We start from the raw sequence: 12,405 nt of genomic DNA on the forward strand, positions 1-12,405 counted from the left end.
AATCTCATAGTTTATTATTTATAACTATGAGATTAATGCATGATTTCATGATACATCAAACTCGTTCGAGTTACAGAAGATAGACTCGCTGTCATGCTATTCGACGTTTCCAACTACACAGAGCTGGCCCTGGTCGCTCAGCGTGACGACTTTGAGCTTTCCCGAAACTTTTACGGCTTCGGAACCGGCAACCGGGGGCGAGGGGCTCTGTTCGGCGGAATTCGGCGAGGAAAGGTTGCCTACCAGTTCGGACTATTCAACAACCTGGACCTCGACCCCTTTGTTCTGATCGATGGCCCAGGACCGAGTGACGTTGTCGCGTTCGGGGACTACCGAACTCAGCCCGGAGGAGGAATTGATATCTTGTTCTTTCCTGGTGATGAGCAAAGGTCGCTCTTCTTCGGAGTCGGTATTTACACCCAAACCTACACGTTCGTCGGCCGTTCTCTCTCTAACGGGAGCCTCTTCGACCTTGGTCAACGTTCGGTTTTTGAAGGTGCATTCAGCCTGGGCTTCATGGGAGAACTCGAGCGAGGAACAAGTCTCGGCATTGGCTGGCATACTCACCTGGGTTGGAACTTCACCTTCAGTAGTCGAAGATAGAACCCGGTAGTTTTGCGGGTGTTACTTCAGATTTTTCTGCGCAAAACTTAAACCAGTTCCTCCACTTTAGAAGAGGAACGTGAGACCAGACTTGGGCGCAACTCGATCTATCTTCCGAGGCGCGCCTATTTTTTCGCCCAACGATCAGCTTTAGCGCCTAAACAGACCTCAGCTCATCGACCAACTCAAGACACCCAAACCTAACGGGATCCACTGCGGGGACTCCCGCCAGAGCCGACAGATCGGCTAGCTCACGCCGCGCTGTATCTTCATCCAACTCGCTAGTGTTAGCGCATAATCCGCGAACCTGCGCGGCGGGGAACGTGCCACCTGCGCAAGCAAGGTCTTCGTATAGCCGCATAAGAGTTGGGATCGGCGGTATCTCGACCTCTGGCAATCGCCGAAGGTGAGTCTGTCCGACTTTGAGGCATAGAATCATGTCTGTCGGCATCGAGCCTCGCAACAAAGGCATTGTCGAAGTAGAGCCAGGGTGAATTATCGAGCCCTGCCCTTCAACAATCACCCACTCTCGCGCTTCGTTGCGAAGAACTTCGCGTTCAACTGCGCCACTGGCGTAGTCCACCCGAATGGCATCTAGAGGAATGCCAGCGCCAGTAACTGTAATCCCTATCTGGCCCGTCGCAACAAAGCCTGCGTTAACTCCCGCGTCTCCGGCTGCCTTCCATAGTTCTAATCCAGCGGTCATCTTCCCGACGGCCATGTCTGTACCAACCATGAGGATTCGTCGGTTCGCAAGAAATCTTGCTTTGCCGGTTCCCGTGTCCAGGCCGGTTGGTTCTTGACGGACATCCCATATGACTTGGCCCTTTTTCAGGTGCGGGTACTGTGGCGCAAGCGGTTCGTGGAGACCATTGATGACGCTCATCCCTAGCTTCACCGCCTCCGAAATCACCCCGCGCCAGGACTCTGGCAATCGACCGCCCGGAGGTGCAGTTCCCAAGGCGAAAATCGTCGCGCCTAGTGCCGCCGCTTCCTCCACGCTTGAAACGACCGGGCAATCACGCGGTGTGGTGACTACTTCGGACACAGTCTTCCCCACATGATACGAATCGATTACACAAGCAATCGGGTTCGGCGAGTAACGCAAAATGCCGTAACCCATTTTTCCGATGTCTTGCCCCAACGCGCCCTCCATGTAAATGGCGATTGGCTGTTTAGAATCAATCATTGAGCGAAGCTCCGTGGCCGGGCACGTCAAGCGGGACAATGACCCCGTTGACAATCGGCGCGCCGCTTGCAGGATCGGGATTCAAATTGAGGTGGGAATCAAGATCAATATGATCAAAAAGCGCTCCCATTGCCGCACCGGCGGCGATCGCCACGCTGCTCTCGCTCATACACCCAATCATGGTCTTCAAGTTGTGCCTTTTCGCCTCGGCAACGATTCGCAGAGCCTCCGTCACTCCGCCGCATTTCATGAGCTTCAGGTTTACGCCATCAACTCGGTCGGCCCATTTCGCCACGTCCGATGCCCATCGGCAAGACTCGTCGATGAAGAGAGGTAATTCACGGTTCCGGAAGAGTTCCAGCAGCCCATCTTCCCCACCTTCGACCAAAGGTTGCTCGACATAGTCCACGCCGTGGCTCTTAAGCCAGGAGATCATCTCAATCGCCTCCTCCACCGTCCAGCCACCATTTGCGTCGACCCGCAAGATCGAACCAAACGGAGCAGATGCCTCCTTTGCAGCTAAGAAATGCTCTTTGTCGTGCGCCCGCCCTTCCGGCGAGCCCAGCTTGATCTTCAGGCACTTCGCACCGGTGCGTCGCAGGATATCAGGAACTCGTTCGAGAGTCACCGCCGGAGGATTGATGCCAATGGTAACACTCGTGGGAACAGACTTCTTCTCAAGTCCCAATAGCTCGTAGAGCGGTTTGCCCGCCTTATTGGCGCGCAAGTCCCAAAGGGCAATATCAAGCGCCGCCATCGCCGGTGGATCGACCTCAGCGGCGAGCATCGCCTCCCAAGTCTCCTCGGGCTCCAACGAGAATCCTGAAGCGCAGAAAGCTGACAGCTGCCCAAGAGCCCGTTCCGCCGTCCATGCCTTTCCAGTCGCTGGAGCATGTTCGCCGAGACCGACAACTCCTCCGTCTTCAACCGAAACAAACAAGTTATCAGAAGAGGCCATCGTTCCTCGGCTGATCGCCAGCGGATACAGCTTAGGAAGGGTCAAAATGTTAAAAGTCACTTTCATTCGGTTGGTCTCCAGATATCTCCTACGCGGCTGATTTGGCGCTCTTCAACAAGTTCTTGCTTTGGTCCGTAAGGATGCCCGCCGAAGCCGTGACGCATCATCGCGATTCCCTTTGCCCAGTCCTTTTGGTTGTCTCGACTTGTGAAAAGTTGCATCACGGACTGTGCGATGACTGGAATGGGAACTTCCATTCTCATTGCGTCTGAAATCAGCCAGTTCACCTCCCCAGTATCTTCAATGTAACCGGGGACTTCCGAAAGTCCGTCCTTCGCCAAGTACTGCTCGTGCAACAAGTCAACGAGCCATGAGCGCACCACCGACCCATTTCGCCAGCAGGAAAGAACGTCCGCCACAGGGAGCTTCTGGTCAAACTTTTCGAGCAAATCTAGTCCTTCGCCGATTGCTTGGAGCATTCCAAACTCGATACCGTTATGGACCAGCTTCACATAGTGACCTGCGCCTGGTCCGCCCGCGCGAACGTATCCTCCTTCACAAGCGAGGTCGAGCAGAATGGGTTCGACCGCGTCGAGAGCAGAGTCATCTCCGCCGACCATAAAGCAAGCTCCCTGGCGCGCGCCTCCAACTCCGCCGCTAGTACCTAGATCGACAAATCGAAGACCTTGCGAAGCAAGTCTCTCGTGCCGACGAATCGAGTCTCCCCAATACGAGTTTCCACCGTCGACAATAATGTCTCCAGGTGACAACACAGCTGCGAGACGATCCAGCATCGCATCGATGGCGGGTCCCGCATGGATATAAACAAACACGATTCGCGGACCTGACAGCGACTGCAAGCCGTCAAGTGACGGGAAATAGTCGATCCCGCGTTCGATCAAATCTTCTGAAGCGGGTTCCAGGTCAACCCCAACTACCCGATAACCTTTTCCCAGAGCCTGCCAAGCGAGCCCTCCACCGATTCGGCCCAACCCAACAACTCCGAACTCCTTCACCCTTCTATTTTGCCTGGTTGCAACCTTCTGACGGGGCAAAACGTTGTAGACAGGTACCCTTAACGTTCCCCGGAGACCTATGGTTCAGCTACTCGAATGGTTCAGACATCTGGATAAACACCTCGTCGAGCTCATCGCTCAGTATGGCAACACGGTGTATCTCATCCTTGCCGGAATCATCTTTGCTGAGACCGCAGTGGTCATTTTCCCTTTCCTTCCTGGTGATTCATTGCTATTTGCCGTCGGCTTGATCGCCGCCGACGAAAAGAAGGGATTAAGTATCCCGGTGCTTTTCCTACTGCTTACGGGAGCTGCGATAGGGGGAAACATCGTTAACTACTGGATTGGCAGGTTTTTCGGCGAACGCGCTTTCAGAAACCCGAACGCAAAGTTTTTCTCGCAAAAGAATCTCGCCAAGACCCACGAATTCTTCGAAAACTACGGTGGAAAGGCCATCGTGATCACGAGGTTCGTGCCGGTTGTCCGGGCCTTTGCACCTTTCGTTGCGGGAATGGGAGCCATGACATTTGGTCGGTTTATGATCTACAACGTCATTGGCGGAGTCCTCTGGGTTGCCGTTTGCATGTTCGCCGGAGTCTTCCTTGGTGATCAGCCGTACATCAAGGATCACTTCGAAGTGGCGGTGCTGGTGCTGGTTCTTATCTCAGTTCTGCCTATCGTCTTCGAGTTTGTCATGCACAAGAAACGGGCAAAGACCAAATCTCAGTCCGAGAGTACTGCCGAATAAACTTCGAGAAGCTTGGCGGTGTGGAAGTCGATGGTCGGCGGGCACTTCCAGTAGTTGTCGTACCCTCTAGCACCCAGCTCGCTGACGAAATCGTCGGACTCATACTCTTTGATCTTTGCCACCAGGCTTTCAATGGACCCGGCCTTGAATGTCACCCCGTGTCCGAGCTTTCGGACGGTGTCCACTGCGGCCGTGCAATCAGAAACGATTACCGGGATTCCGTTTGCCGCAGCCTCGTTGACCACCATTCCCTGAGTTTCGTACCAGACGGAAGGAAAGACGAGCGCGCGGGCGCTTCGCAGAATTTCGGTTACCTCGGTTGGCTTGCGCCAACCCATTAACTCAGCTTCTGGATTAACCTCTAGTATCCGGTCTGCTAGGCCACCCGTTCCAACAAACTTGATCGGAGCTTTCGCCTGGAATGCCGCTGCGGCAGCCAGGTCGGGCCCTTTCTCGTCAGAAAAGCGGCCGATATAAACAAGGTGCTTGGAACCCGCTGGGTTGGATCGCTCCAAACGAGCTGCACCGATCGGATTATCCACATAGTGGCAGATCGCACTGGGTGGCAAGTACGAGTCGATGATCTGTTTACTGAACTCAGAAACAAAAATGAAGTGCTTCACTCCGGTCGGAACTTTTCCTTTCCGAACCTGGATTGCGTGTCGAGCGACAAACCAGCTCTTCTTCGTAAACGAACCATTCGTGCAAGACTTGGTCAAACATCCGATCCCTAATCCACGCTCACTGCAGATGGATCGATTTCTTGCATCATAAAAGCCGGCGAGGGGGCAGGCCAGTCCAAAGTCGTGACAAGTCATAACGACTCGAAAACCTAGTTCGATGGCGACAGATATCGGGCTTGCTGTGAGTGCATCTCGCCATGAGTGGATATGGACCACAGTATCTTTTGTATCCAAGGAACCAAGTAACTCTCGAAAAGCAACTTCAGCTGGTCGGTTCCAGAGACCGCTGATGATCGCTTTTCGAGCGGCAACCTCGGTGATTTTTTTCTGGCCCAGAGAAACAACTGTTAGGTTCTCGATGGAGTTCAGTGACTCCGGTATTTCGCCGACCGCACTGAAGACGTAGACGTGATCCACTTGCGATGCGAGTGCCACTGCCGACTCTAGAGCGACCTTTCCCGCACCTCCATTCACGTAGGTGTAGTCCGTGATGATGACGACCTTCAAGGAGCGCCTCCTATTCCGATCCAGCCTGCCGCGTCAGCGAAATCGTCGAATGTGCGCATCCCATCTGGGAAGTTTGCCAGAATTTGCTCCCCGTATCGTTTAGTCCTCAACCGTGGATCCAGCAAGGCGATGATGCCTCGATCATTTAGGCTCCTAATCAGCCTTCCTGCACCTTGTCGCATCATCATCTTAGCATTAGGCAAGGTGTGTACCATAAACGGGTCTAATCCTTGCTGATGTAAGTATGCCATTCTTGCGACAACTTGTGGCTCGCTTGGTACTTCAAAGGGAATCCGTACTACCACAACACAAGAACAGGTTTCTCCTGGCGCGTCAAAACCGGTCCAAAACGACCTCAGAGCAAACAACGATGCGTAGACGTTCTTCTTAAACTGCTCGCCGACCATCGCAGTTCCTGTCTTTCCCTGGATCAAAATTGGCAGTTCAGGGCTAACCGTCATATGCGCGTAAACCCCTTCCATCTCTTTTCGACTGTGGAAAAGGGCTAATGTTCGCCCGTCGCAGATCTCGATGATGTGGCTCAACTCAGCTGCCAATGCTCGATAATAAATCTGCTCCATCTCCCCACCTCGGCTCTGAGTTGGGTCGGGAATTCGGTTGTGTGGCGGAAGGTAAAGCGCAGTTTGGGTGGAGAAGTCGAACGGCGAAGGAAGCACTTCATTGAATGTTGCCTTAGCCCCGGTTGTTCGCTCGAAGTGCTCGAACTCATTATCAATCTGCATCGTCGCCGACAGGCATGCATAAGGCGTACGGTCCCAGAGGAGTGCCCTCAGCGGCCCCTGGAGATCAATCACGTCGTGCCGCAGAATCGCTTCAGAGCGACTCGACCCGACGTAGCTGACACTTGCCCCTTCGGGTCGGCTCAGCGAGTGGGCACCCACTGCGAAGTCCCGGATGAACGAAACGTAGTTCCGCGTACTCTCCGCAAGCTGCTTCGCCTCCGAAACCCGAGATTCCAGTCGGTATCGCTCTATGGCGAGGAGCACATACATCGCGTGCTTATCACAGGCTAGCCTAACTCGCTCGGCGATCGCCTCGACTTGAGCCAGATGCTTCTTTGCGTTCGCCTTTTGGACTGCTGGGTGTTCGTCAACCTCCGCCGGCGAGACTGCGACAATCCCCCCGTCCGTCAGCATCATCCCCATCGCCATCAGATCCTTCTGCGCTTGGGTGATCTGCTCCCGAAACTCTTCAGCCTTTGCTGACCACTCGCGGTCGTCCTCGCAGGCATGAGCAATCGGAGAAACGTGCTGCTCCAGCCGGGTTGCAATCCCTTGTAGGGCACTCAGCTTCGGTCCTGTAATCTCAAACTCAAGCCCGTTGATTGCCGCCGAAGGGAAGTCATGCGCTTCGTCGAGTATTAAGAAGTCGTACTTACCGAGAATCCCCTCTTTCTCGAGTTCAGGGTCAGCTGACTGGGCATCCGTGATCACGACACTGTGATTCGTAATCACAACCTTGCCTTTTTCCAGCCGCCGACGCGCTTTGTAGTAGTAGCAATCATCGTACGCCGGGCAAGCCTTCGCCGGGCAAACGGGCGGAACCTGAACCCGTTGCCACAGCCGGTTGATCTCCCGATCCGGCTTGCGGATGATCTTCCGGAACTCGTTCTCCGTCCCGAGCTCCGCACTCAGATTAAACTCATCAACTTCGTTCGGAAGAGCTTCATCCAAACCGATCAAGCACGTGTATCGCTGTCGCCCAATCAAGAACGCCGTCTCAACGTGATCATCAAAGAGGCTCAATGCCAGAGGCAAATCTTTGGTCCAATATTGGTCGGCAAGGATGTTGGTGTATGTCGCGATCACCGTCCGCTTATCGCTAGCGATTGCATTGGCAATCGCCGGAATCAAGGTCGCGAGCGACTTTCCGAGCCCGGTCGGAGCTTCAAAGAGCCCGGTCTGCCCCTGCTCAATCAAGTCCGACAGAAGCATCGCTAGCTGAACTTGATCGCCACGCGTATCGTAACCCGACCGCTTCGCGAGGCGGTCGAAGGCGAGTTGCACCAGTTCGGCCGCAGACATAGCCTCAATCTTACTCATGTCCTAGCCTGTTCGTCGGCTGATTCCGTCGTGGCAACGAATCACTTAAGAGTTAACAGAACGCCTGCAATAATCAACGCACAGCCAGAAAGGAGTTTTGCATCAAGCTTCTCCCGGAGAAGCACAACCCCCAAGACAACGGCGATAACGAAACTCAACTTATCAATCGGCGCAACCCGAGAGACTGCCCCTTCGGGATCGGCAAGCGCCCTGAAGTAGCAAGCCCACGATGCCCAGGTTGCCACCGCGCTCAAAGCCAGGAATCCCACATTTCGCCCAGTGAGTTGAGCAAAACCGGTTTGCTTTGTGCTCCAAGCCAACAGAACCGAAAATGCCAATACGAACATGACTCGAACCGCGAGTGCCAGGTTGGGCGGCACGCCTTCGACTCCTTTCTTGCTCAGAACGGCAGTGATTCCGGCAAAGAGTGCCGAAAGAAGTGCCCAGCCGCGATATTCCACATCCGTAAAGACGAACGCTCGACTACAAGAAGTCTCGGAAGAATCAAGCCTGTTGAGCGATCAAAAAACCTTGACCATCCGGCAACTGAATGGTATCTCCAGGGTAGAGCTTTTTGCCTCTCCGGTTCTCGTCCTCTCCGTTCACCAACGGCATCACCTCGGCCAAATAACCCTTGGCTTCTGCGCCGTTTGAGATGACGTTAGCCAGCTTCAGCAACTGTCCCAAAGTGATGTACTCACTCCAAATCTGAATTTCTTTCAAAGTGGTGTCGCCCATGCCTGGTCATATGTACCGCGCGCAAGTGACTTCGCGTGGAAGTCGGCAAAGAGAGTCACATAACGATAACCCCGAATCAAGTTGAAGAACGTGTTAGCGTCATCGTCTGCCGCCAAAGCCCGTCCCGAGCCGTGCCAATGTCCCCCCGCATCAAACATCAAGTTGATCGAGGCTGGGGCTTGAAGCGATGTTTGGGAATGGTGGTTGAAAGCGATCTCGGTTCGGAACAGATAGCTGTTTCGGTAAAGTGCGAATAGCGATGGGCTTGTCGCAAACACGTCTGGAAAGTGGTTATCCAAAACTGTCGTGCCCTGGTCGGCAGGACAACGAAAAATCTCCTTACTTTTTGCGTAAGGCATCAGTGCGTCCTGCATTTCGGGCATCGCCGCGATGAGCGCTTGAAACTCTGGGCGGCCGTCCCAGATATTCGGTCGATACTTATCGCTCGCATCCACCGCAAAGGCGAACAAGTCATCGCTGTCTGTCATGTACAAGCCGTGGGCCGTGCCAATTTGCTTAAGGTTGCTGATGCAAGCAGTTTGCTTTGCCGCGGCCTTCGCCCTGGCGAAAACGGGAAACAGAATTGCCGCGAGAATTGCGATGATCGTAATCACCACCAGCAGCTCAATCAGTGTAAACGCGCGGCGCACAACAAACATAATACGGTCAAACGCACCAAAAACGGTGCAGGTTCCTGCATCGCGACATGCGACGTTTGAAAGTGGCAAAAAGTTGCTCCAATATGCCATGATTAAGGTTCGCGCCCGTGTGTCTGGGCGCACCTGGAGCGACCCTTGGCAAAGCCGACCGTATTGAAACCTGAAGAAGCAACCGCACGACTCTACGCAGATCGCCTGATCCTCGAAAAGCTCACCGAAATGGAAGCCGCCGTCAAGCTAGGTGAACTAGCTGACAAGCTCAGCGACTCCGGTATCGGTCTCGCCGCCGTCCGTTCACTCATGTCCTCGAACGCCGACGTATTTGCCTACCACGAGCGACGCTGGATTCCGGCATCGCGACTCACTGCAGAAGGTCGCCCAGTTTCCGAAATCATCCGAGCTGTTCTCGACTCGTTCGGCGCGCCAGTCTCCCTCGATACGCTCATCGAAGAAGTCTCGCGAATCCGACACACTTCGGTTGAAACTGAGGATGCTGTCGTTCGCCGCCTTGTTGCTCGAGACGGTTCATTTGCGCTTCTCGGCGATAACTCAGTCGCTCTCGTCAAGTGGGGCTTCATTGCTCACGACGAGGTTCTTTCTCGTGCTTTGGCAATCAACGGCATCACTCCGGAGGAGTTCGCCGCGATCAGCGACAAGCTGAAGGACGTGGATTTCAATTCCCCTGATTGGGCTTCTGCCGCTCTTAAGCACTCCCCAATCAACCTAAAGGAAATTCTTGCATATGCCTACAGCAAGCTGAACAACGACGATCCTCGCTCGGTGCTTCACTACCACGCTGGAGACCTTTTCAAGGCCCTCTTCGCGGTTCCTGGCTACGTCTACAACAGCGACGGAACCTTCCTTAATGAGGCCGAAGCTAAGGGCCTCATTTCGACCGCTCTCAAGCTCGCCTTGAAGCTCACTCCTTCGATTGACGTTGACGATGCTGCGCCGATTGAACTCAAGCCCGAGGACATTGCCAAGCTCATCAACAAGGTCAAGACCTCTGATGCCTCGGTCACGGCAACCAAGATGCTCGAAGAGTTTTTCGAAATCACGCCAGGCACCAAGACCTTCCCCGACGACATGGTCAACGTGATGACCGCCCTCAAGGCCGATTCGTCCGTCGCATGGGTTGGCGGAGATCGTTTCCAAAAAGCCGGTCAGCACCCGGACTACATCAGCGAAGTTCCTGAGCCATTCCAGTTTGTGGCTTCCGGAGTGGTCGACGCCGAAGGCGAAGACGTGGACATCGAGCTCACCGATGAAGGTCTCAACACCTCCCTCCGAAAGCTCCTCCAGCACCCGCTTGCTCTGGATGTTCTGGACGAAGACCCACAACCGGCACTCAAGACTCAGCCAGAAAGCATCCGACTTGTTCTCAAGTCCATCCACCGCGAACTCGGAACCTTCCCGCTTGCTCAGTTCCCAACTGGCTGGATCGACGATGCGCCAAAGATTCAGGAAGCCATCTTCATCGACCCAGCCGGGAGAGAACTCCAGGTTTGGATCAACCAAGAAGCTCGCCTCATGTACGGCCTGATCGACTGGTGGCTCGATCAATCCGTCGAAAGCGGAGCGGTATACACCCTCACCAAGACCCCTCAGCCAAACGTGTTTGAGTTTGCTTACCTGGATCAGCCAGACCCGGTTGTTTACATCAGCACCCAGCGCATGGAAGAGCTCCGCACCCTTGGTGCCGAGTACGAAGGCAAGAGCACGCTTGACCTCCTCGTCATGGTGATGAGCCACTGGCCCAAAGGCGCCGACTACCTCACCGTTCTCGCCGAGATAAACGTTGCTCGCCGCACCTCGCGCCGACTCGTTGCCTCGCTCCTTAGCAGCTACCAGTGCTTCTACCAACGCTCCGGATCGCCTGTTTGGCACTTCGATAACAAGAAGGTCGACCAAGGATTCGACAAGAGCAAGAAGAAGTTCATCAAAAAGTAAGCAACTTCATCCCCCATTTCGCTCGGCTATCAGGCAAGCGAAATGGGGGATCTCAAACCCCGGATCAGGCAGGATCGATGAGCCATCTCGAAGACCTCACTACCCAGTGCATCCGCTGCGGATTCTGCTTAGAAGATTGTCCGACCTTCACCCAAACCGGCAACGAGCTTGACTCGCCGAGGGGCCGCATCTACCTAGTCCGCAGTGTCGTTGATGGCAAGCTCAACTGGGACGACGTCAAGCCCCATCTTGACAAGTGCCTCGGCTGTCGAGCCTGCGAAACCGCCTGTCCGAGCGGAGTCCAGTACGGCCAAATCCTTGAGATCGCCCGAGACCAAATCGGAGCGAGCCTTGTCCAAAAGGCCTTCCTGACCGGAACCACGAATCCGCTTATTCTGAAGACCCAACTTGCCGCCGCCAAGTTCCTACCTGGCAAGCGGATGCCAAAGCCCCTGAGTCAGCTCTTAAGTGGAGCCAGCCCAGAAGTCGATCTTCCAAAGCCACAAGAGACCGCCGCATTTCCCGACCTCCCCAAGGTCGAGTTCAAGGGAGAGGTCTACATGCTACAAGGCTGTGCGATGCAGGTGTTGTTCCCTAGAGTCCATCAGTGCACAGAACGGCTACTCCATCGGGTTGGCTACCAAATCAAACCCGCAAACCAAGGCTGTTGCGGCGCACTTCACGCTCACAATGGGCAGCTTGATGAAGCTCGAAAGCTCGCCGCAAACCTAATCAAATCCATGCCAGGAGAAGCCCCCATCATCGTCAACTCCGCCGGGTGCGGAAGCACGATGAAGGAATACGTACACCTTCTGGGGACCTCCGAAGCTGAGCGGTTTGCAAAGCGAACAGTGGATCTCTCAGAGTTCCTCCTGGAAAACAACCTCTCTCAACTCCTAACCCCCTACTCCCCACTCGCAGGTAAGCGCATCACTTACCACGACGCCTGCCACCTTTCGCACGGACAGAAAATCACGAGCCAACCCCGTCAACTGATCCAATCAATCCCGGGAATCGAGTTTGTCGAGCTCGATGAATCGATGGTTTGCTGCGGTAGCGCAGGAATCTATAACGTCATGCAGCCCGACATGGCCCGCCAACTTCTTGTCCGAAAGACCGGGCACATCCAAGAAACAAGGGCCGACATCGTTGCCACCGGCAACCCGGGTTGTCACGCTTGGATCGCTCAAGGATGCCTCGAAAAGGGCATTGCTCGAACGCTCCACACGGCAGAGCTGCTGGAAGCCGCATTCGTAGGCCTCGAACCGTTTATCGAACAATAATCTAACGT

General features: G+C 54.6%; 12 protein-coding genes. 4 read left to right on the forward strand and 8 right to left on the reverse strand.

The window, feature by feature from the left end; all coding sequences use genetic code 11:
• Window positions 1-93 precede the first annotated feature (93 nt).
• The gene (locus WCK51_02470) at window positions 94-603 is read left to right on the forward strand and encodes a hypothetical protein (protein MEI7575729.1); all 510 of its coding nucleotides are present in this window, start codon (window positions 94-96) and stop codon (window positions 601-603) included.
• Window positions 604-760: 157 nt separating this feature from the next.
• Here the strand turns inward: WCK51_02470 and WCK51_02475 are convergent, their stop codons facing one another.
• Genes WCK51_02475 through WCK51_02485 form a run of 3 tightly spaced genes read right to left on the reverse strand, consistent with a single transcriptional unit; the run spans window position 761 to window position 3,766 of the window.
• Window positions 761-1,792, reverse strand: a complete 1,032-nt coding sequence (locus WCK51_02475; protein ID MEI7575730.1) for a DUF1611 domain-containing protein — start codon at window positions 1,790-1,792, stop codon at window positions 761-763.
• The gene (locus WCK51_02480; protein ID MEI7575731.1) at window positions 1,785-2,816 is read right to left on the reverse strand and encodes a dipeptide epimerase; all 1,032 of its coding nucleotides are present in this window, start codon (window positions 2,814-2,816) and stop codon (window positions 1,785-1,787) included. Before WCK51_02480 ends, WCK51_02475 begins: the two co-directional genes overlap by 8 nt.
• Window positions 2,813-3,766, reverse strand: a complete 954-nt coding sequence (locus WCK51_02485; GenBank protein MEI7575732.1) for an NADP-dependent phosphogluconate dehydrogenase — start codon at window positions 3,764-3,766, stop codon at window positions 2,813-2,815. The genes WCK51_02480 and WCK51_02485 overlap by 4 nt, the downstream gene beginning before the upstream one ends.
• Before the next feature lie 79 nt (window positions 3,767-3,845).
• On the opposite strand from WCK51_02485, the gene WCK51_02490 reads away from it, so the two are divergent.
• Window positions 3,846-4,514 (forward strand): DedA family protein, encoded by a 669-nt coding sequence (locus tag WCK51_02490; GenBank protein ID MEI7575733.1) that lies wholly within the window; start codon window positions 3,846-3,848, stop codon window positions 4,512-4,514.
• On the opposite strand, the gene WCK51_02495 is transcribed toward WCK51_02490, so the two are convergent.
• Genes WCK51_02495 through WCK51_02515 form a run of 5 tightly spaced genes read right to left on the reverse strand, consistent with a single transcriptional unit; the run spans window position 4,490 to window position 9,254 of the window.
• On the reverse strand, window positions 4,490-5,704 hold the full coding sequence (locus tag WCK51_02495; GenBank protein MEI7575734.1) for a glycosyltransferase family 4 protein: 1,215 nt from the start codon (window positions 5,702-5,704) through the stop codon (window positions 4,490-4,492). The two genes, WCK51_02490 and WCK51_02495, sit on opposite strands and share 25 nt — an antisense overlap.
• On the reverse strand, window positions 5,701-7,749 hold the full coding sequence (locus WCK51_02500) for an ATP-dependent DNA helicase (protein ID MEI7575735.1): 2,049 nt from the start codon (window positions 7,747-7,749) through the stop codon (window positions 5,701-5,703). The genes WCK51_02495 and WCK51_02500 overlap by 4 nt, the downstream gene beginning before the upstream one ends.
• A gap of 59 nt (window positions 7,750-7,808) precedes the next feature.
• The gene (locus WCK51_02505) at window positions 7,809-8,228 is read right to left on the reverse strand and encodes an EamA family transporter (GenBank protein ID MEI7575736.1); all 420 of its coding nucleotides are present in this window, start codon (window positions 8,226-8,228) and stop codon (window positions 7,809-7,811) included.
• A 43-nt stretch (window positions 8,229-8,271) separates the two neighbouring features.
• On the reverse strand, window positions 8,272-8,505 hold the full coding sequence (yaaA, locus tag WCK51_02510) for a S4 domain-containing protein YaaA (protein MEI7575737.1): 234 nt from the start codon (window positions 8,503-8,505) through the stop codon (window positions 8,272-8,274).
• Complete coding sequence (locus WCK51_02515; protein MEI7575738.1) at window positions 8,487-9,254, reverse strand: prepilin-type N-terminal cleavage/methylation domain-containing protein; 768 nt, start codon at window positions 9,252-9,254, stop codon at window positions 8,487-8,489. The genes yaaA and WCK51_02515 overlap by 19 nt, the downstream gene beginning before the upstream one ends.
• A gap of 63 nt (window positions 9,255-9,317) precedes the next feature.
• Here WCK51_02515 and WCK51_02520 point away from each other — a divergent pair, with 63 nt between their 5' ends.
• Together WCK51_02520 and WCK51_02525 are read left to right on the forward strand one after the other, a co-directional pair.
• Window positions 9,318-11,114 (forward strand): hypothetical protein, encoded by a 1,797-nt coding sequence (locus tag WCK51_02520; protein ID MEI7575739.1) that lies wholly within the window; start codon window positions 9,318-9,320, stop codon window positions 11,112-11,114.
• Between the two features lie 77 nt (window positions 11,115-11,191).
• Window positions 11,192-12,397, forward strand: a complete 1,206-nt coding sequence (locus WCK51_02525) for a (Fe-S)-binding protein (GenBank protein MEI7575740.1) — start codon at window positions 11,192-11,194, stop codon at window positions 12,395-12,397.
• Window positions 12,398-12,405: the final 8 nt, after the last annotated feature.

This window comes from Armatimonadota bacterium, from assembly GCA_037138755.1.
Lineage (GTDB): Bacteria > Armatimonadota > Fimbriimonadia > Fimbriimonadales > Fimbriimonadaceae > Fimbriimonas.

Bases quoted from the DNA above. Each gene is read 5' to 3' on its own strand.
- WCK51_02475 (MEI7575730.1), bottom strand. From the start codon at position 1,792: ATGATTGATTCTAAACAGCCAATCGCCATTTACATGGAGGGCGCGTTG.
- WCK51_02490 (MEI7575733.1), top strand. From the start codon at position 3,846: ATGGTTCAGCTACTCGAATGGTTCAGACATCTGGATAAACACCTCGTC.
- WCK51_02525 (MEI7575740.1), top strand. From the start codon at position 11,192: ATGAGCCATCTCGAAGACCTCACTACCCAGTGCATCCGCTGCGGATTC.
- WCK51_02500 (MEI7575735.1), bottom strand. From the start codon at position 7,749: ATGTCTGCGGCCGAACTGGTGCAACTCGCCTTCGACCGCCTCGCGAAG.
- WCK51_02480 (MEI7575731.1), bottom strand. From the start codon at position 2,816: ATGAAAGTGACTTTTAACATTTTGACCCTTCCTAAGCTGTATCCGCTG.
- WCK51_02515 (MEI7575738.1), bottom strand. From the start codon at position 9,254: ATGGCATATTGGAGCAACTTTTTGCCACTTTCAAACGTCGCATGTCGC.
- WCK51_02470 (MEI7575729.1), top strand. From the start codon at position 94: ATGCTATTCGACGTTTCCAACTACACAGAGCTGGCCCTGGTCGCTCAG.
- yaaA (MEI7575737.1), bottom strand. From the start codon at position 8,505: ATGGGCGACACCACTTTGAAAGAAATTCAGATTTGGAGTGAGTACATC.